General features: G+C 35.3%; 14 protein-coding genes and 1 tRNA gene. 5 read left to right on the forward strand and 10 right to left on the reverse strand.

All coding sequences use genetic code 11. The features are described from left to right. Positions 1-78: 78 nt before the first annotated feature. Positions 79-160, reverse strand: a tRNA-Leu gene (locus tag ACSV4D_RS06645). A 114-nt stretch (positions 161-274) separates the two neighbouring features. Here ACSV4D_RS06645 and ACSV4D_RS06650 point away from each other — a divergent pair. Next, positions 275-1,663, forward strand: coding sequence for a dipeptidase (locus tag ACSV4D_RS06650; RefSeq protein WP_408081683.1), 1,389 nt, complete (start codon positions 275-277; stop codon positions 1,661-1,663). Positions 1,664-1,752: 89 nt separating this feature from the next. Here ACSV4D_RS06650 and ACSV4D_RS06655 read toward each other — a convergent pair whose 3' ends face one another. Beyond that, a complete protein-coding gene (locus ACSV4D_RS06655) occupies positions 1,753-3,111 on the reverse strand; it encodes a saccharopine dehydrogenase family protein (protein ID WP_439227595.1) in 1,359 nt (452 codons plus the stop codon). A 271-nt stretch (positions 3,112-3,382) separates the two neighbouring features. Here ACSV4D_RS06655 and ACSV4D_RS06660 point away from each other — a divergent pair, with 271 nt between their 5' ends. Continuing rightward, positions 3,383-3,772, forward strand: coding sequence for a DUF423 domain-containing protein (locus tag ACSV4D_RS06660; protein WP_439227596.1), 390 nt, complete (start codon positions 3,383-3,385; stop codon positions 3,770-3,772). Positions 3,773-3,853: 81 nt separating this feature from the next. Beyond that, positions 3,854-5,443, forward strand: coding sequence for a phosphoenolpyruvate carboxykinase (ATP) (pckA, locus tag ACSV4D_RS06665; protein WP_439227597.1), 1,590 nt, complete (start codon positions 3,854-3,856; stop codon positions 5,441-5,443). Between the two features lie 117 nt (positions 5,444-5,560). Here pckA and ACSV4D_RS06670 read toward each other — a convergent pair whose 3' ends face one another. From ACSV4D_RS06670 to ACSV4D_RS06690, 5 genes are all read right to left on the reverse strand, one after another. Next, entirely contained in the window at positions 5,561-6,247 is a 687-nt protein-coding gene (locus ACSV4D_RS06670; protein ID WP_439227598.1) for an FRG domain-containing protein, read from the reverse strand. A 24-nt stretch (positions 6,248-6,271) separates the two neighbouring features. After that, the gene (locus ACSV4D_RS06675; protein ID WP_439227599.1) at positions 6,272-6,883 is read right to left on the reverse strand and encodes a carboxypeptidase-like regulatory domain-containing protein; all 612 of its coding nucleotides are present in this window, start codon (positions 6,881-6,883) and stop codon (positions 6,272-6,274) included. Positions 6,884-7,468: 585 nt separating this feature from the next. Further along, positions 7,469-8,524 carry a phytase gene (locus ACSV4D_RS06680; RefSeq protein WP_408081677.1) on the reverse strand — a complete coding sequence of 352 codons (1,056 nt, stop codon included), beginning with the start codon at positions 8,522-8,524 and terminating at the stop codon, positions 7,469-7,471. Between the two features lie 263 nt (positions 8,525-8,787). Then, entirely contained in the window at positions 8,788-11,598 is a 2,811-nt protein-coding gene (locus ACSV4D_RS06685) for a TonB-dependent receptor (RefSeq protein ID WP_439227600.1), read from the reverse strand. 132 nt (positions 11,599-11,730) lie between these two features. Next, the gene (locus ACSV4D_RS06690; RefSeq protein WP_439227601.1) at positions 11,731-12,810 is read right to left on the reverse strand and encodes a helix-turn-helix domain-containing protein; all 1,080 of its coding nucleotides are present in this window, start codon (positions 12,808-12,810) and stop codon (positions 11,731-11,733) included. 139 nt (positions 12,811-12,949) lie between these two features. Between ACSV4D_RS06690 and ACSV4D_RS06695 the strand changes: the two genes are divergently transcribed. After that, on the forward strand, positions 12,950-15,343 hold the full coding sequence (locus tag ACSV4D_RS06695; protein ID WP_439227602.1) for a TonB-dependent receptor plug domain-containing protein: 2,394 nt from the start codon (positions 12,950-12,952) through the stop codon (positions 15,341-15,343). 20 nt (positions 15,344-15,363) lie between these two features. Then, the gene (locus ACSV4D_RS06700; protein WP_408081673.1) at positions 15,364-16,752 is read left to right on the forward strand and encodes a hypothetical protein; all 1,389 of its coding nucleotides are present in this window, start codon (positions 15,364-15,366) and stop codon (positions 16,750-16,752) included. A gap of 83 nt (positions 16,753-16,835) precedes the next feature. Here the strand turns inward: ACSV4D_RS06700 and ACSV4D_RS06705 are convergent, their stop codons facing one another. The 3 genes from ACSV4D_RS06705 to ACSV4D_RS06715 all read right to left on the reverse strand — a co-directional run bounded on the left by ACSV4D_RS06705 (position 16,836) and on the right by ACSV4D_RS06715 (position 20,438). Beyond that, a complete protein-coding gene (locus tag ACSV4D_RS06705; protein WP_439227603.1) occupies positions 16,836-17,516 on the reverse strand; it encodes a PH domain-containing protein in 681 nt (226 codons plus the stop codon). A gap of 189 nt (positions 17,517-17,705) precedes the next feature. Continuing rightward, complete coding sequence (locus ACSV4D_RS06710; protein ID WP_408081671.1) at positions 17,706-19,274, reverse strand: sodium:solute symporter; 1,569 nt, start codon at positions 19,272-19,274, stop codon at positions 17,706-17,708. A gap of 12 nt (positions 19,275-19,286) precedes the next feature. Beyond that, positions 19,287-20,438: a four-carbon acid sugar kinase family protein gene (locus tag ACSV4D_RS06715; RefSeq protein ID WP_439227604.1), complete on the reverse strand. Its 1,152-nt coding sequence runs from the start codon at positions 20,436-20,438 to the stop codon at positions 19,287-19,289.

Below are 20,438 nucleotides of genomic sequence, written 5' to 3' on the forward strand. Positions count from 1 at the left end.
TAAAAACCTCCTCTTTTTAATTGTAAGCAAAAAAAAGACTTAAATAGCTGAAATTAGCTTTTTAAGTCTTAATGTTTGTGCGGATAATAGGACTCGAACCTACACGCCTTGCGGCACCAGATCCTAAGTCTGGCACGTCTACCAATTTCGCCATATCCGCGCGTTATTGTGGGTGCAAATATAAGCATACTTTCCAATATTCAAAGCAAAAAATTAAAAAAAATTATTATTCTGTTTTTTGTATTTTTGAAAGAAGCAAAATACAGCCTAATTAATGGAAAATATCAAAACCTATATCCACCAAAATAAAGATCGTTTTATAAACGAATTAATTGAATTATTAAAAATCCCATCTGTAAGCGCCGACTCAGCTTATTCGCAAGATGTCATAGATACTTCTGAAGCTGTGAAATTAAGTTTAGAACAAGCAGGTTGTGATAAGGTTGAGATATGCGAAACCAACGGATATCCGATTGTGTATGGCGAAAAAATCATTGACCCAAATTTACCAACCGTTCTGGTGTACGGCCATTACGATGTACAGCCACCCGATCCGATGGAACTTTGGACTTCTCCTCCATTTGAACCCGTAATTAAAAAAACCGACATCCATCCTGAAGGCGCTATTTTTGCTCGTGGTGCATGCGATGACAAAGGTCAGATGTACATGCACGTCAAAGCTGTGGAATATATGATTGCTAATAATTGCCTGCCTTGTAATGTAAAATTCATGATTGAAGGTGAGGAAGAAGTGGGCAGTGTCAATCTGAAAACATTCGTAGAAAACAACGCAGCAAAACTTAAAAATGACGTCATACTGATTTCTGACACCGGAATGATTTCTAATCAGCAACCTTCTATTACTACAGGATTACGAGGTTTAAGTTATGTAGAAGTGGAAGTTACAGGACCTAATCGCGATTTACATTCCGGATTGTACGGCGGAGCAGTTGCCAATCCAATAAATATTTTGAGTCAAATGATCGCTTCCCTACACGATGAAAACAATCGTATTACCATTCCCGGGTTTTATGACAAAGTAGAAGAATTATCACTACAAGAAAGAGCCGAAATGGCTAAAGCGCCGTTCGATATTGAAGAATACAAAAAAGCACTCGACTTAAAAGACGTTTACGGTGAAGAAGGTTATGTGACCAACGAAAGAAATGCCATTCGTCCAACTCTCGACGTCAACGGAATTTGGGGCGGTTATACTGGACAGGGTGCTAAAACCGTAATTCCATCTAAGGCTTATGCTAAAATATCGATGCGCTTGGTCCCGAATCAGGATTGGGAAGAAATCACCGAATTATTTACCAAGCATTTCATCTCTATTGCTCCCGCAGCAGTGAGCGTAAAAGTCACACCTCATCATGGTGGTCAGGGTTATGTAACGCCCATTGACAGCATTGGTTACCAAGCTGCTAACAAGGCCTACACCGAAACCTTTGGAATCCCTGCGATTCCCGTTCGCTCAGGCGGAAGCATCCCCATTGTTGCCTTATTTGAAAAAGAACTCAAAAGCAAAACTATCCTGATGGGATTTGGTCTCGACAGCGATGCGATTCATTCCCCTAACGAACATTTTGGAGTATTTAATTACCTGAAAGGAATTGAAACCATTCCGTTGTTTTATAAATATTTTGTAGAGTTGTCAAAATAGTTTTACCGCAGAGTGAGCTTTTTTTTGCAAAATACGCAAGTTAAAAATGTAAAATCCGTTCAGCAATGAGCGGATTTTTTTTAATAACATCAACTATACTTATACCCCAAATAAGGCATCGGTTTTTCTATAAAGTGAATCCCGTATTGTTCTAATTCTTTCAATATAGGCATATAAACTTCTTTACGAATAGGAATTTGAACGCCTGTAGTTTTTATTTTTCCATTTAGGATTAACAAAGTTGCAATAGCTACGGGTAATCCCACGGTTTTTGCCATGGCAGTATACGTCTGATCTTGTCCTATGCAAACCATTTGGGAATCCATTTGTACTTTTTTACCGTCCAACTCATAACCAAATTTATGATACATCACAATCATATCTTTGTCATCGGGTTCTAATGTCCAACTATCGCTGAGAATTTTCTCCAAAATATGGGCGGGAGTCGCATTCTTGAGTCCGACGATTTTGTTATCATTGAACAAATCCAATTCCAATAATTTATCCCACATAATATCATCCTGATCGATCTTGAGCAATAATCTGGTTTTAATTTCTACCGAATCCGTGGGATGGTAAGGCAAAAAGGAATTCATAAACTGACGGTAACTCATGTTTTCGGAATCTTCCATCACATAAGAATCATCCGTCATGCCCAGTTGGACAAACATATTCCAGGCTTTGGAAAAGCCAACTCTTCTAATCGTTCCGCGATAAAGCGTGAGAATATCTTCCAGTCCATAAATACTTCTATATTTTAAGGAATCTCTATTCGAATAAGCTTCAAATTTCCCATAACCATCCACTTCTAAAAACTCCGTGCGACGAAACAAACTGGTGTACGGAATGTATTTATAAGTACCTTCCTGAATAAATTTGGCCACACCGCCCTGTCCTGCTAAAACCACATTGCGCGGCGCCCAGGTAAATTTATAATTCCAGAGATTCGTATCCGATTCGGGAGCTACTAGTCCGCCACAAAAGGATTCGAACAATAACATTTTCCCGCCATTTTCCCTAATTTCGTCAATGACTTTCATAGCACTCATGTGATCGATTCCGGGGTCCAATCCTATTTCATTCATAAAAATGAGTCCGTTTTTTTTCACCTCAGCATCAAGTGCCTGCATTGCCTCACTAATATAGGATGCCGTGACCAAGTTTTTCTTAAAAAGAACACAATCTTTAGCTATTTCGATATGCAAATGCGCCGGCAACATCGAAATCACGATATCTGATTGTTGGATGGCAGTTTTTCGTTGAATTTCATTAAAAATATCCAGAGCAATTGCGGTAGCATTGGGATGATTACTGGTCTTCTTTTGCGCCAATTCTAAGGACAAATCGGCAATTACAAGATGCAATTGTTCCTCTTCAGATTGATCCAAAAGATATTGTATCAACGAAGAAGCGGAACGGCCTGCACCAATAATTAGAATTTCTCTCATAGCTGGAAAATAGTACTCAAAAATAAGCAAATGTTTGTGCTAAGACAAGTGAGAATGATTAAATAAAATGACCGCAAATTCGCAAATTAAATTATTCAATAAAAATTTGCGAATTTGCGATAAATAACCTGGCTCCTTAATTATTCTTAGAAATGCCTTTCGAATAAAAATTCACAAAACTTTAGCATAATACCAGCTAAACTATCCTCTGGAAAACTTTCGGATTCCTTGAATTTCAAATACTTTTGTAGAGAACCTAAACAGATTAAAAATGGATAAAAAAACAACTGCTACAGCAGCGGTCTTCGGAATGATTGCTATTATTTTAGGCGCTTTTGGTGCTCATGCGCTAAAAAAGGTACTCAGCATTGAACAACTGGCCACATTTGAAACAGGAGTGCGCTACCAGATGTATCATGCTCTTTTTTTATTGTTCATCGGACTTATCCCTGTCTTAACTTCGAAAGCAAAAAAAATTATTTATAATCTGGTGCTTTTTGGCGTGCTGTTGTTTTCAGGTTCAATTTACTTATTGGCTACTAATGAGCTTACACCGTTTTTCGACTTCAAAATCATTGGATTTGTCACACCGATTGGCGGATTGCTGTTAATCAGTGCATGGACTGTTTTGCTCTGTAATATCGCAAAAAAAAACCGCTAAAAATCAGGGATTCAAAACAGGAAGTCAATTTTATGTTTTATCTTTATAAAAAGGCTAAAAAGTCAATAAATTCAGTTGCTCATGAATACGAATCACATACTTTTTCTTGAAAATATCGGAATTAAAAATGCCAACATACATTCTCAGTTAACTCCCGGACAATTACACGATCTGACGCTGCAGCGTCGTGAGGGAACAGAAACTTCCACCGGAGCTTTGGCTATCAACACGGGGAAGTTTTCCGGTCGGTCACCGCAGGATCGCTTTATTGTCAAAGACAGCATAACTGAAAATGAAGTGTGGTGGGGTGATGTCAACATTCCTTTTGAAGCGGCTAAATTTGATGCATTATTCAACAAACTAACCGAATACTTATCCAACAAGGAACTTTTTGTCAGAGATGCCTACGTTTGTGCCGACCCTAATTATAGATTAAATGTTCGCGTGATTACTGAAACACCCTGGGAAAACTTATTTGCCTACAACATGTTTCTGAGACCCGAAGAAAAAGAATTAGCTAATTTCATTGCCGACTGGACTTTAATTTGCGCACCCAGTTTCCAAGCCGATTCTAAAACAGATGGAACCCGTCAGGAAAATTTTGCCATCTTAAATTTCACTCGAAAAACCATTATCATTGGCGGAACAGCTTATACGGGCGAAATGAAAAAAGGCGTTTTTTCGGCTTTAAATTTTATACTGCCTGTTTTTAAAAATGCTTTATCCATGCATTGCAGTGCCAATGTGGGTGAAAATGGTGAAACCGCCATTTTCTTTGGACTTTCCGGGACCGGAAAAACAACACTTTCTGCCGATCCCGACCGAAAATTGATTGGCGATGACGAACACGGATGGACTGCTGAAAACACCGTTTTTAATTTTGAAGGAGGTTGTTATGCCAAGGTCGTTAACTTGAGCGAAGAGAACGAACCTGATATTTTTAATGCCGTAAAAAGAGGCGCACTCTTAGAAAATATTGTTTTTAAAAAAGGTACTAACGAAGTAGATTATACCGATATTTCTGTTACTCCAAATACACGGGTAAGCTATCCAATTGACCACATTCATAACATTCAGCCGGGTTCAATTGGCAGCAATCCTAAAAACATTTTTTTCCTGACAGCGGATTCTTTTGGAATCCTGCCTCCTATTGCCCGATTGACACCTGGTCAGGCGGCTTACCACTTCATTTCGGGATATACGGCAAAGATTGCCGGAACCGAAGCCGGAGTAACCGAACCTCAACCGAATTTCTCTGCTTGTTTTGGAGCGCCATTTATGCCTTTGCATCCTACCAGATATGCCGAAATGCTGAGTCAAAAAATGAAAGATGCCGATGTAAAAGTGTGGCTAATCAACACCGGATGGACCGGAGGCGCTTATGGCACCGGAAGCCGAATGAAATTAAAATATACCCGTGCCATGATTACGGCTGCTTTAAACGGAGAACTGGACAACGTAAACTATCACAATCATGCTGTTTTTAAAATGGCTATTCCGGAAACCTGCCCGGAAGTACCAAGCGAAATTTTGAATCCAAGAAACACCTGGGAAGACAAAGAGCTTTACGACACAAAAGCAATTGAACTAGCAAATAAATTCAAAGCAAATTTTGCACAATTTGAGTCTTATGCTAATGAGGAAATTATGGCTGGCGCTCCGGAAGTGTAAAATCCATTTTTTTATAAATGCAAAACCCGACAATTGATAGTTGTCGGGTTTTGTGTTTAGTATGATTTACCAGGAGCGAACGCGAAAGGATTCGCGCACGAGCAGGGAGACAAACTGTTAATGAATATTAGACCGTAACCACTTAATATGCCTTGCTATACCATCAATATCGGGATAAATACTTCCAGGATGAATCCCAAATCTATTCAAAGCTTTTTTAATTTCTTTTCTAACATCTTTATGGATCAATATTTGAGATAGGTTTTCGTTTTCCCAAGGTTCATATGGATTATTATGCACCGTGAATAACCCACCTTGAGCAATTATTCTCTGATCCCAATGTTTGGGAATATAACGGACAACTTCCGTTACACTAAAAGGATCTAGCACATAATCAAGTTTTACTTTTTTTGAATCTTGATAAATATGAACACAGCTAAAGACATTTTTATCTTTCTCTTCTGTCGAAAATTCTTCTTCGACTGCAAAATACAGAGCCACTAATGGATTTTTTGTCCAATCTAAAAGACGAGTTGGTAATCCATGATGTTGACCAATTGCAAGAATTTCTAAAGCATCATCTTTATAATCCTTTATAAATGGATAAGCTCTGTGTTTAAATACTTTAAGTAATAATTTTTCTTTTACTAAATCTAATTCATAACCGTCCTTATCATAAATTCTACCCAATGATGGCACAAGTTTATAAGATGAATTTTTAACTCCTCGGAAAACAACATTTTCTGGATTTTCTGTTATTTCCCCGAGTATTTTATAAAAATCTTGAAGTGTATTTATCGTCATTTTAAATGCGCTTTAGTAATTATACTAATTATTTTTGAATCCAAAATCAATATTTTCAATTGTGTTTTTAGAATTTTCAATTTTTATTTCTTTTATGTAAATTGAATTATCATAACCATTTTTTATATTGAGTTTGCCTTTGACATCGTTTGGAAATTGTTGAATTATAGAAGAAAAACGACTATTTAACTCTTCATTATTTTTCTCAAATTCTAAAGGTTCATTAGCACTTAATTCAGTTAAAAGTTTTAAGTTTCCAAGTTGATCTACTTGATTAGAATAAACTCGAATATTGAAGTTTAAAAATTCTAATTCTTTTTCATGCGCCTGTAAATTATCAAATATTGTTCTTGGCGATGAAAAAGTATTTTTTGAATTTGCTACAATTATATAAGAGCCTGAACTTATATTGTCTAATTTATAGTTTCCGTCGATATCTGTTGTAATTGAATAGCGTGATTCATTAGACTTATTCTTTACATCGTAAAGTTTTATTATTGTTCCAGCATCAGGCTTATTACCTATGATATCATTATACTTCCAATAAACATTTCCAGATAAACTCCCAGTAGATTCTGCACATGATACCACGAAAAAAAGCACAGTAAATATTAAACTTAATTTCTTTAAATTCATAATTTCCATTTGATGTTAAGATTTTCTAGAATAACCACCAATACTTAAATATATGTAGTTTTATTTCGCATTCTAATTTTACCAAATATATAAATAAATCTTACAAAATTTAAAGTTTTTTATTAATTGCGTCTGGCTTTAGCCAGATGATTATAATTTGCAAAACAAAAAAGGCTTTAGCCGAAATCTAAATCAAGATTTGGCTAAAGCCTTGTTGTAATCGTAATTTTAAAAATGGCTTAAAAGTCATTTCTATTGATTTTATAGAAGCGGATATTCTCTTTTATTTACTTTATACTAGCAATCTATTCTATTTTCCTAAAAAACTAGTGCTAAACACTAATACTATTGGTTCGAACTAGGCGGTCTATTGGTTCGAAGTACATATACTATTGGTTCAAACTGTGTGGTCTATTGGTTCGACCTATCAATACTATTAGTACTTCGTACCAATAAAGCAGGTGTTAAACAGTAATACCGGCAGGGATAACAAAAAAAATCGCCTTTTTATTGCTAAAAGAGGCGATTTAAAGATTTCCAGAACCCTATCGGGGTTTTAAACCCTGATAGGGTTGATTAAACATATTATTTTTTAGCTGCATCAATCAATTGCTGAATACTGTCCCAATTGTAATAATGAAACGTCATTCCGTTGCTCATGGCTACAAAAAGTCCGTTTTGAAACTGACCACCAAGATTTACACTGGTCACGTCAGCTCCATCACACTCAATAGTTGACGTTGGAATTTCTGCTAATAATGGGTATTCATTTGGGTTGCCATTCGCTCCTTCTCTTGGATACACCATAAAGGTATTCGCCTGCTGGTTGGAAACTAAGATATAACCTTCGGTAGCTGATTTTTTATAAATAGCAATTCCTTCGTTATCAGCTTTAAAGTCTTTTTGACCAAAAAGAGCTAATTCATTATCATTTTTAGCGGCCGGATCAGCCACGTATTTTCGGATTCCAAATTGTTCGTCGCAATATAAAATAGTTCCTAACTCATTATCCACCGCAATGGCTTCGATTTCTTTTTTACCGCTGTAATTTCCAAATTTACGGATTACTTTTGCACCGGCTTTTCCGTTACCTGCATCGGTCAGTTCATACTGCCATAAATAACTTCCCGAAGGTCCTTCTTTTCTGCCTACGACAGCAAAAATCTTATGGTCGCTGGCTCTGGTATACAATGCAATTCCCATTGGGGCACGCAATTCTTCACCTTCAAAAACCGGAATTCCGCCATTATCAATAGGCTCTAAATCAGGCAGACTAAAAATACGAATGCTGTTCGTTTCACGCTCCGTTGTTACAGCCACGTCAACTTTTTTCCCATTCAGCACTAATCCGTAAGCAATATCAACATTATTAGGTCTTTGCAACGGAATCGATTTTTTAATGATTTCACCCTCTAAATCAAAAGCATACAATCCACCGTCAGTATCTTTATCAGTACCCACAATAATGCTTTTTGAAGCATCATTGGGGTTAATCCAAATAGACGGATCATCAGTGTCATGAGGCAAAGTCTGGGTAATTATTGTTGGTTTTAAAGCATCTTTTCTAACAGCTGCTAATTTACTTCCACAAGAGACTGCTGCGAATCCTAAAACGGCAATGGCTATATATTTTGTTTTCATCTTATTTCTTTTAAACGAAAAAGTGACAGGATCTAATAATCCTGTCCACTTTATCTTAAATTATTTATTTGTTATCCGTTGGGTGTAATTAGTTTTTGATGATAATTTTTCGTCAGTTCGAGTGATTTTCGATAGAAAATCGTATCGAGAACAAGAAAAATTTCTTTAAAAACGGTTCTCGATACATTTTTTGTTCCGTTATACTCCACAAAAAACACTCGAACTGACGTTTTTAATAATTATATCCAATGTGTTATTTGTTTCTAAAAATCAAATTTTAAACCAAAGTTAAAACGTGCCTGATAGTATTCCACCTGTTTTGTGTTGGCTTCCACACCCTGATAATAACGTAACGGCTGATTGGTTAAGTTATTCGCTTCCGCAAAAAGACGAATGTTCGGAGTGATTTTGTAAGCAGCGTTTGCGTCCAGAAAAAATTGCTTGTCATAATAGCTATCCTGATACCCGTCAGCTCCTAATTCATCTAAATAATCGGCAGCAAAATTAGTAGAAACCCTTGCTGAGAAACGACTATTTTCCCATGATAATGAACCGTTAAACATGTGTGGTGCTGTTCCCGGAAGGCTGATATTTGTTCTTTCATTCCCGTCTTCATCAGCTATTCCTTTGGCTTCCGATTTTGTATAAGTATAGTTCAGATAAACTCCAAATCCTCTTAAAAATTTACTATCAAAGAAATCTAACTGACGTTGTAAAGCTACTTCAAATCCGTAAACATCTACACTTTTACCGTTTCTGGACTGTACAAAAGACCAGTTTTCTCCTGCCGGAACCGGGTTAACCTGATTTGGAAAATCGGCAGCAAATTTTTCGGTTGTATATTGATTGTCACTATAATTATAGATAAAATCATTCAATCTCTTGTAGAAAACACCTCCAGAAATCAAACCTACTGATTTGAAATAATTCTCGGCCATGAAATCATAATTATAAGAATAGGTAACATCCAGATCCGGATTTCCGGCAGTAATCTCCTTATCGGCTGCAATGTTGTTTACATAAGGTGCTAAAGCATAATAATTAGGTCTTGCCAAAGCGGTAGTTGCAGCAGCTCTTAAAATTAAATCTTTAGTAGCATTATATTGAAATGAAATACTTGGCAATACATTGGTATACGTATTGGTAGTCGTGATTTCACCTTCTAATTCTTCTTCGTCTAATACGCGGTTTCCGGTATAATCGATATAAGTAGTTTCTGAACGTAATCCTAAAACCATCGATAATTTATCATTAAAATCCTGATCCCATCTTACATAAGCCGCATAAATATTTTCTTTAGCACTATAATTTACTGCCAGATACTCAGCCGGATCTGCTTCTTTATCAAATAAGGCGGCATTGTTCAGATCTAAATTAGCTAAATAATTAGCAGAAGCAAAAGTTCCGGCTACGTATTTTTCTCCCGGATTAAATCCTTTTCCATCAAAAAAGCTCGTTGGAACATCCGACAGCAAAGCCATATCATCATTAACAGGCTCGTAAGCATAGAAAATATTGTTTCTCGATTTTTCTTTCATGCGCAATCTAAGACCTGTTCTTAATCTTCCCTTTTCAGACGGAATAATAGTAAAAGGCACACGAATGTTTATTTTAGCTCCAAATTCACTCTCGGAAGTATCATCCGTATTTTCAGTAACGGAATCAAATTCCAGTTGATCCAGTTCTTCACCTGATGAAGTCACTAAAGGAAATTTGTTTTCTGAAAAATCCTGAAAAATATCCAGTCCTTTTTGACGGTACTCGATATAACGCTCTCCCGGACGGTATTCTCTTGCCTTAGAATAGTTAGCTGACCAGTCTAAATCCAGTTTAGAATTGATTAAATGTTCTCCGCGAAGGGAATAATTTTGAACTCTTTGATCTTCTAACCTTCTTCCTTTGTTTCGATTATTATCTACTCCGCCTTTAGTCTGACGCTTTACACGACCTTCAAAACCAATGATGTCTTCACCATCATAAATCGCTTCAATATCATCATAAGTAGTTCTGAAACGGTTCTCTCTGTCGTCTCTCCAGTTGTAAATAGCATTCGCAAAAATGGTATTGTTTTCATTGAATTTATAATCCATAGCGACAGAAGCACTACGACGGATACGTTGTACATCATACTTTCTGATTTCGGCAGCCTGTAAAAACTCGTTTCCAAATTCGTCTTTTACCCATTCATTTTCTACGTTATCTGAACCGTAATCCACATTGTTATAAGAACCACTAATTACGGCTCCAAATTTATTATTAAAAAAACGGTTTCCATAAACCAGACCCGCTGTATAAGATGCTTTTTCACGAATAGGCAGATAACCTCCTGCTACTGTAGCCGAAATTCTCTCTCCGTTTGGAGTGGCTCTGGTCACTAAGTTTACCGATCCCCCGATAGCATCAGCATCCATATCAGAAGTCAGGGTTTTATTAACTTCAATAGTCGAAATCATATCAGATGGAATCAGGTCCATTTGTACATTTCTGTTATCTCCTTCAGCAGATGGAATTCGGTCGCCATTCAGAGTAACAGAGTTTAAGGACGGTGCCAAACCTCTGATAATAATATTTCTGGCCTCACCCTGATCATTTTGCATGGTAACACTAGGAACACGTTTTAAAGCGTCTCCGATATTAGCATCCGGAAAACGTCCCACCTGATCTGAGGAAATTACGTTTCCAATATTTTTATTGTGTTTTTGCTGGTTTAAAGCTTTCGCCTGCCCTTTTAAAATATCTCCAACAACAACTTCGTTTAATTGTGTACCAGCAGTTTTTAAAGAAAAATTATAAACAGCATTTGCACCTTTAGTTACGGTAAGAGAAGCTGAACCAGCTTCATATCCTATATAAGTTACTTTTACAGAATAAGAACCTTCTTGTACATTTAAGAATTCATAACGTCCATTATAGTCAGAAATAGTATACTTATTCATACCCTCTAATTGCAGCATTGCTCCGGGTAACGGCATTTTGTCATCAGCATCAAGCACTTTTCCGGATATCACTCCTTTTTGAGCATAACCTGCCAGTGCAAGTAAAAAAAACAGCACGACTAAATAATTTTTCTTCATTGTTCTTGTTTTAATTAATTTTGACGCAAAACTAGATGTCCACCATTAACTAAAACACTGAAAAAAATTAAGCTATTGTTATCAATTTTGACTTTGAAAGGAAATTTAATTACGATAAAATAACATTGGGAATTAAATCATACAAAAATCGACTGACAGAAAATCCAAATAAAGAATATCAAAAAAATCCCAGTATAACAGATAGATTTTTGCACCCAGATTAATTTTTCTAAAACTTGCCGGTGTAAATCCGTAGAAAAATTTAAACGCAGCCGAAAAGTGAGACACATCTTTATACCCGCATTTGTAAGCTACTTCGCTCACATTAGAAACTTCATTTTTAAACAATTTTTTAGCATATTCCATTCTCAGTTGCGTAACATAACTTTTTATGGTCGTTTTAAAATGAGTTTTAAACCCTTTCTTTAGTTTAAATTCATTTAGAGAAATTAATCGGGAAAGCTCCGAAAGAGAAGGAGCATTTGTGAAATTTTTTTCTAAAATTAATTTAGCCTTCAACAACTTACTTAAATATTCTTCATCTGTTATTTGTTCGATTTCATTATTAGGTTTTTCTATTAACGAATCCAATTGAAAAATCAGCAATTCTTTAATCTTAGCTTCTAAGTACATTTTCTTCATGGATTCATTATAGGTACAGTTTTTAATTTCATGAATAACCCATTGTATCCCCGACGTAAAAGGGGCAAACTTAGGTGTCAGATATCCTGTCTTTTTTTGATTAATATTTTTAGAAAACTTTTTATGAAGTCCCCAGTCTTCATGAATTAATTTAGAATAGAAATCAGGAGTTAAAATAATGGAAAAATAATTTATTTCTGTTAAAGCGGGAATTCTGTAAGTAGCTTTCAATTGAGAAGCATACAGGATATTATGGGTATTTTCTATAGAAAACTGTTCTCCTTCCAGTGAATCAATGCAGGTTCCAAGATTATTCGAATAAATAAAATTCATTACGATAGACTCGCCCCGCATTTCTGTCTGAATGATCTGCTCCTTTGAAAAAAACATTTTGATATCCAGAATCATAATTCCTTCAGTGATTTGATTATGAATGGTGATTTCATCAATTTCATCAATTTTCAAAGTGCTTTTATCTTCCGAAAACTGACTTTTCTGATGATAGGCATCCCCCGTTTCAATTGCAATGAAAGGTTGCAGATGTCCTAAAATTTTCGATTTGAATTCCATAATAATAATCCGTTTTTACAAAGTAATAATCCGTTTTTCCCTAACTCTTTTGTTTGTGTTGCGTGTACTTTTGCGCAAATTTATTTATAATAAATCTAATTAAGAATAGTTTTTGAAAAAAAAGCATATTAATCACATAATGAACATAAAATACTTTTTAAATATCATATTTTTCTTCTTTTTAACTGCTGCGTTTGCTCAGGACAGTATTTCTTTGGTAACGGAAGGAAAGAAAGAGAAAGAAGAAAAAACAACTAAAAAAGAAAAAAAAATCAGCACAAAAACTGAAGAAGCCGAAGAATTACACGCTGTAAGTATTCGAGGAAAATCAAAAAAGCAAAAAACAGAAACTTCCGGTTTTGCTGTCGCTATTATTGAAACTAAAGAAGCCTCTTTAAGAAACTTAACCACCAATGAATTACTGGACAGATCTGTTGGTGTACGTGTAAGACAAAATGGAGGAATCGGTTCTAATGTAGAATATAACTTAAATGGAATGTCAGGAAATACAATAGGTATTTTTATTGACGGAATAGAAGCTTCAACCTATGGTTCTTCTTTCAATTTAAATAATATACCTCCTGCGATGATTGAACGCATTGAGGTTTACAAAGGAGTTTTGCCATCACATTTAACTGGTGATTATGTAGGTGGAGCTATCAATGTGGTGTTGAAAAAAGATGTTTCCAAAAATAGCTTAAACATGGCTGCTTCTTATGGTTCGTTCAATACTTTTCAATCAGATTTCGGAGGAACTTATCGAGACAAAAAAACAGGATTATCTGTTAGAGGTTCCGGATTTTATACTTATACCGATAACAGTTATGAAACCTGGGGAAAATCCAGTACTTACGTAAATCCTGGCATGGATATAGTCCGATATTATCGAGCGAAACGTTTTAACAATACCTATAAAAATATTGGTGGGCGAATTGAAGCAGGATTTACCGATACCAAATGGGCTGATCAGTTTTTTATAGGCTATAATGGATCCAGTAATTACACCGAAATTCCGCATGGAATAACAATGTCAACTCCTTATGTAGGCAGATTTAGTAAAACGAAATCAAATGTGCTACTTTTAAATTATAACAAGAAAAATTTCTTAGTAAAGAATTTAGCTTTAAATGTTAATGGTACACGAAGCTACCGTAGTACGTATCTTCAGGATACTGTAGGCTATGCTTACAACTGGGATGGGAAAATTAGACAAACACCAACTTCTGTATTTCTTTATGACGAAAATGGAAATAAAGTACCAAAAAGAGATGCAAATGGTAATATTATTTATAGACCTGGGGAATCAGTTCCTGACTATGAAACAAAAGATATATTTATACCTTTAAAAACACTAAGAGGAGGTCAACAAGGAGTAAAAGTCATATCTAATACCGATAGAAAAATTACTAATATCCGTTATAATTTAGGATACATGATTACCGATGGTCACCGCCTCTCATTCAATCACAAACTAGAAGCCACTGATAGAAAAGATGAAGATTTATTAAATCAATCTATAACGGATTTAGCTACCATTAGCAAGATTACAAAGAATATTTATTCGATGAATTATGAGGCTGAAACCTTCAACAGAAAACTTCGAACTAATATTCTAGGTAAGTACACTAAAAACAGAACCGATCAAACAAAATACGAAATAGCTACTGTCAACGGAACAAACTCCATTGTAAAAAATAAAACCACTTCGATTGAAAATAGTGTTGGATACGGTGCTACAATTTCTTATAATCTGCTATCTAATTTGTATCTAATAGGATCTACTGAAAATTCACCTATCATGCCGTCTGATGAGCAATTTTTTGGAGCTCCTGAACGAAATATTTTGCCAAATCTTGCTTTAAAACCTGAAAAATATATTAACTACAATTTAGGTTTCCGCTGGGGGCCATCTGACTTTGGTAAACACAGAGTTTCATTATATGCCAATGCTTTTTGGCGTAATGGCTACGACAAAATAGTATCACAACCTCTACCAGAAATTGAAGCTGAAAATCCGGAAGACTCTAATCTTCAGGTAACTCAATATATTAATCTAGATCAAACACAGGCCAAAGGTTTTGAAGCCGAGATTATTTACATCTATAATAACCGTTGGAATACATCTTTTAATTTCTCAAAATTCAACAACCTTGATAAAAGCAAATTAAATAGTGATGGTGAATCAAATGATTATTATGGACATCAGGTTCCCAACGAACCTTTCTTTACGATGAATTTGAATACCCAATATAGTTTTAAAGATCTATTTCAAAAAGGCTCGATACTGAATGCTTACTACACCATAGGATTTGTAGGCGAATATTATATTGCCAGAGGACAGGCGGAATGGTCAAAAACTCCCAACCAACTTCCTCAGGATTTAGGACTAAGCTATCGTTTTCCTTCAAAGAAACTGGTTACCAGCTTAGATATAAAAAATGTTTTCAATGCCGAGGTCTATGATAATTTTCAAATTCAAAAACCAGGTCGTGGCATCTATTTCAAATTGAATTACACTTTAAATAATTTTTAATAATCAAATAAATCAATATCATGAAAAAAAATCTATTCAAAATAGGATTGTTTAGTATGGCCTTAGCAGCTCTTACATTAGGAAGCTGTAGCAATGATGACAATAACAACAACGATTCAGGCAATAATTCTGGAGATGACGGAAAACGTTGGATTTCTCTAACAGGATCATTTCCAGATGAAAATGGATCTGCAGGTGATGGTGGTACGCGTGCTTATGCCATTTCTGAAGAAAACGCAGCTGATCCCAACTATGTTGTTGAATTATTTAAAATGGAAAATCAAAAATATGTAAATGGTTTTGCATTAAAATCACAACGTACTGCCCGTGTACAAGCATCAGCTGATGGAAAATATTTATATAACATTCAATACGTTGGAACTGATGGTGGTGTTTTCAACAAATACCAGGTTAATGGTGAAGGAGACTACAAAGAAGTAGGTTCTGAAGTAAACACAGCTACAATCCTTGGCACAGCTCCTCGTTGGGTAAAAGCTGCCGAAGGGATTGGAGTAGGAGTTTATGCTAGTGCTGGCGATATAGAATACGAAGGAACTGCTCCAAATTTTGTTTTCAAAAAGCGAGAAAGTGAAATTAAAATTGCAACAATCAATTTAGATGACACCTATATTGCTAATACAGCTGTATTCAATTTCCCTTTCACCGATGCAGAAAAAGCTGCTGGTTATTATGTAGGACGCGTTGATGTTCCTGTATTGAACGCTGCTAAAGACAGAATCTACATCGGATGTAATGTAAGTAAATATAATCCTGCTGGAACACCTACAATAAATACTTCAGGAATTCCTTCATGGCCAAGTGATGCTGCTAATATTGATGGTACAAAAACATTGGTAGTAGATTATCCTTCTCTAAGAAACCCAAGAGTTCTTACTTCTACCTTAACAAAGGCTAACAATCATGGATATCGTACTATGACACAACATGTGGGAACTGATGGTCATGTTTATCAGGCAACTGCTACTTCCGGTGCTGATATCTTACGTATTAGTAAAACTACCTATGACTATGATGCAAATTACCATTTTAACTTAAACACTGCTTTAGGAATAACTGGTGCTCAAATTAGAGCCTGGAAATATGTTAAAGATGGTATTGCGGTAGTACTTTATACTATTTCAGGAACTGAAGGTGGTTATATTGCTTTAATCAACTTAAATGATAAAACAGCTACTAAATTAGCTACAGAAATTGAAACAAATGCTGGTTTAAATACTACTTTAGGTCAATACCAAAATATTGGTGTAATTGGCGACAATGTATATCTTCCTTTAACTCCTGCAGGTGCAGATGGTAACATTTACATAGTAGATACAAAGGCTAAAACAATCAAAAAAGGAGCTCAGTTAAAAACAGCTACTGGTAGTTTTTATTTAGGTGCTTACTAAAAAATAAATATTTTTTCCAAATACAAAACCCCGACAAGTTTATATTTATCGGGGTTTCGTATTTTAAAAAATGTCCATTTCAACTACATCAAACTCAAAATTTCTTTTTTCAGGGCATCATATTCGCCTTGTAAAATTAATCCGTTATCAAGGAGTTTTTTGTAATTCTGTAGTTTTGCAAAAAGTTCATCCTGAGTCAATTCACTCGTTGTCTTTTCTGTAGTAGGCGTATGATCCTGAACAGCTTCTGCAGAATTAGAAACTGCCGGCATAATCTCAGCATAATGAGTAACCTCTTCAGTTTCTATTTCTTCTACTTCTTCTCCACTATCATTCTTAGCAGTTGTTGCTGTGTTATGAACAGTGTTGTTTTTTAAAAAATCCAATTGCTCTTTAGCATACGTAAATATCTTTCTGGCCTGAGTTTTCGGAATATAATCAATCGATACTGTCATATCTGTTTTTGTAGAAAAGGAAAATTCAGAACCTAAAATATTTTCTTTTACAAAAGTGCCTTCGATCTGATCCCAGGTATAATCGATAAAATCCATTGAAAGTCCTAAATTTTTAGGCTGACAAATAATGATTCGTTTATTGGTCAAAACAATACTGTCGGGAAAAACCGTAAGTGCCGGTTTTTTCTGTACACCTATATAGCCTATTTCTTCATTCTTCATCAATAAATCATTCAGCTTTGAAGTAATTTTTTCGATAGCTTTAGGATCCTGCTCTTCGTTTAAAAATTTTTTGATCTGATCTTTCATGTGAGACTTCTTTTATTTTGCTTTTTATTGAATAGTTAATTTAATTCCTTACAAAAGTAACATCTAATTTCATAAAAATGAGTTAATTATTCAGACTTTAGTTTGTCATTTTATTTGATAAAAATACACAAAAAAGCCTTAGTTTTTTTAAGACAAACTAAGGCTATATATTTTTTTGAAAGAACCGAATTAAATCAATCCTTTTCTTTTTTTCTCTAAATAACCATAATAGGTCAGATTAGTAGGAACATCTGTCTTTGGAAAGAAATAGCTTGCAATCCAGCCTGTAAAAAACAATACAAAATGGCTGTAAACTCCTAACATGTATTTGTGCTGCGTAAAATTATAAGCTCCCATATCCAAAATCAGCTTTTTATCTTCACCTGATCCTGTCGAAGTAGAAGTTAACAAAGCAAAACCGGTAAATAAAATACAGGCAACAATACCCACATTCAAGCCTTGTCTGTTGGCTCTGTTTACAAAAAGCCCCAGCAATAACATACCTGCAATCCCCCCTGAAAAAATAGCATACAACATAAAAACAGTAGATAAGATCCCCTCGTTTTCACCAGAATAAACATATACTGTAGCAACTAAAACAGCTGCTAATCCGGCTAATACTACCAGAATTTTTCCCATCCTAAGCTGATCCATTCCCGAACTGTGAGGTCTGATTCTTTTATAATAATCATCTACTCCAACTGCTGCTAAACAATTCAAATCCGCATCCAAACTCGATATGGCTGCTGCAATCAAAGCCGATAAAATTAAACCTACCAAACCGGGTGGCAATTGTGTGGTAATAAAGTAAGGAAAAACAGCGTCAGAACTAATGCCTGCCGGTAATTCTAGTGGATTTAACGCATAAAAAGAGAATAATGCTGTCCCTATAAACATAAACACAGTCCACACAGGCACTGTAATTGCAATCCCCATTATTGAGGCCCGGATAGCATCTTTATCCGATTTAGCGGTCAGATACCGCTGAACAATCGTTTGATCCGCTCCGTATTTTTGAATAGCATAAAAAATACCATTGATAACCATAACCCAAAAAGTAAGGTTAACAAAATCAAAATCATAAGGACCAAAACCTATTTTGTCATGCGCCACCGCATAACTTACTATTTCGCCAAAACCACCATCTGTTTTAAAAATAATGACAGCTATAGCTACTATACCACCTAAAATTAATAAAAATCCCTGAATAACATCTAACCAGATAACGGCTTCCATCCCGCCAAAAAGTGTGATAAAAATGATTGCTATACCTATTACCCAAATAATCGTTAAGGCATCGAATCCGGTCATGGAAGATAAGGCTAATGCCAATAAAAACAGTACAGAACCCATTTTAGAAAAATGAGCAAATATAAATCCTAAGGAACCATAGACTCTGGCGAGATATCCAAATCGTTTTTCGAAATATTCATAAGCACTTAAACCAATGACATTGCGGTACAAAGGCACAATAAAACGAATAGAAAACAGCAAAACTACAGGAACCATAAATCCCTGAACCAGCAAAATCCAGTTTGATTTAAATCCTTCTCCCGGATAAGCCAGAAAGGTTACACTACTGATTAATGTTGCAAAAATAGACATTCCAACTGCCCAGGCAGGGATATTTCCACTGGCGGCAAAATATTGCTCTGTATTGGTGTTTTTTTTAGAAAATTTAACTCCAACCCAAAAAGTTGCAATCAGAGATAAGACGATAATCAGATAATCAATAAAATGTAACGAAGCTTGATTCATAATTTATTAAAATTAAAATTTCCAGACAGACTCAGTCCATTGATAACTTCCTGGTTTTAGGGTTAAATGCATTTCTTTTTCCTGCTCTATTCTCATTCGTATTACTCCTTGTGCTAATTCCTGTTCCGGGTAAAACTTTTTATATTCTAATTTTTCAATTATAGAATAGGCTGTAGCACCACCTTCTATCAATAATTCTTCCACTTTTACCCTGGCAAGCACTTTTTTTATTACAGTTGAAAAAATTTCCTTAATTCGAGACGGAATATTATCAACATCATCACAATCCAGAGTATCAATAGCAATAATTACTTTATCATTTTTCATTACAGCAAGAATGATTTCGTTTGCCCAGTTTTCAATCGTTTCCTGATAATCCTCTTTACAGAAAATCGTTTTGGGCATATATAAAACGCTTCCTCCGTTTTCTTTCAATTTCCTAACCACTTCTCTGCTTGGCAAATGATTGCTTCCACAAACATACAAAGCTTTTTTCCCAAACAATAATGCCGGTTTTTCTACCTCTTTTTCTTTTTTTATTTTTCCCAGAATAGCATTAAAAAAACTGGCACCACCTGCCGGCAACATGGTATCATCCATTACATTTGCCCATCCCATCAAATCTTCATTAGTGGGTGTATTACCAATTATAAAACCTTCATGAGGAATTTTTTGTCCCAATGAAACAGAAAACGACTGATCTTTATAATCATCGCCAATCATGTCTAAAACATTTGAAGTAGTTCCTTTATCAAATTCATCACCAAAAAAATCAGACTCCATCAATGGAATATTATTGATATAATAAATCCCGTTTACAATAGTCCTGTTCATAGAAGGATTAGCTGGAACTAACAATACTTTTTTCTTTCCGGAAATAGCTAATTGTACTTCCAGTTCGTCTCCAATTTTTCCCCTCAATAAAGAATCAGTCTTTTTATAAATAAAATCGGGACCTAATTTAAGTAATTCTTTTGTAACGTCTTTAATTTGTTTTTGAGCTTCAATTTTACATAAAGACCTCGTATTAGTTGCAATCACTAAAACATCACAGTTATAATCTTTATTCACGCAAGTATCTATCGTAACAGAAAATCCGTTGCGAAGTGCGATTCCGCCGATTTCGGCAGCACCTGTAAAATCATCTGATATAACCGCTATCAT

Origin of the sequence: Flavobacterium sp. ARAG 55.4 (assembly GCF_051846875.1) — a bacterium.
GTDB lineage: Bacteria > Bacteroidota > Bacteroidia > Flavobacteriales > Flavobacteriaceae > Flavobacterium > Flavobacterium plantiphilum.

Coding starts and splice junctions, on each gene's coding strand:
- ACSV4D_RS06700 (WP_408081673.1), top strand. CDS start 15,364: ATGAAAAAAAATCTATTCAAAATAGGATTGTTTAGTATGGCCTTAGCA.
- ACSV4D_RS06710 (WP_408081671.1), bottom strand. CDS start 19,274: ATGAATCAAGCTTCGTTACATTTTATTGATTATCTGATTATCGTCTTA.
- ACSV4D_RS06715 (WP_439227604.1), bottom strand. CDS start 20,438: ATGATAGCGGTTATATCAGATGATTTTACAGGTGCTGCCGAAATCGGC.
- pckA (WP_439227597.1), top strand. CDS start 3,854: ATGAATACGAATCACATACTTTTTCTTGAAAATATCGGAATTAAAAAT.
- ACSV4D_RS06660 (WP_439227596.1), top strand. CDS start 3,383: ATGGATAAAAAAACAACTGCTACAGCAGCGGTCTTCGGAATGATTGCT.
- ACSV4D_RS06670 (WP_439227598.1), bottom strand. CDS start 6,247: ATGACGATAAATACACTTCAAGATTTTTATAAAATACTCGGGGAAATA.
- ACSV4D_RS06705 (WP_439227603.1), bottom strand. CDS start 17,516: ATGAAAGATCAGATCAAAAAATTTTTAAACGAAGAGCAGGATCCTAAA.
- ACSV4D_RS06650 (WP_408081683.1), top strand. CDS start 275: ATGGAAAATATCAAAACCTATATCCACCAAAATAAAGATCGTTTTATA.
- ACSV4D_RS06680 (WP_408081677.1), bottom strand. CDS start 8,524: ATGAAAACAAAATATATAGCCATTGCCGTTTTAGGATTCGCAGCAGTC.
- ACSV4D_RS06695 (WP_439227602.1), top strand. CDS start 12,950: ATGAACATAAAATACTTTTTAAATATCATATTTTTCTTCTTTTTAACT.
- ACSV4D_RS06655 (WP_439227595.1), bottom strand. CDS start 3,111: ATGAGAGAAATTCTAATTATTGGTGCAGGCCGTTCCGCTTCTTCGTTG.
- ACSV4D_RS06690 (WP_439227601.1), bottom strand. CDS start 12,810: ATGGAATTCAAATCGAAAATTTTAGGACATCTGCAACCTTTCATTGCA.
- ACSV4D_RS06675 (WP_439227599.1), bottom strand. CDS start 6,883: ATGAATTTAAAGAAATTAAGTTTAATATTTACTGTGCTTTTTTTCGTG.
- ACSV4D_RS06685 (WP_439227600.1), bottom strand. CDS start 11,598: ATGAAGAAAAATTATTTAGTCGTGCTGTTTTTTTTACTTGCACTGGCA.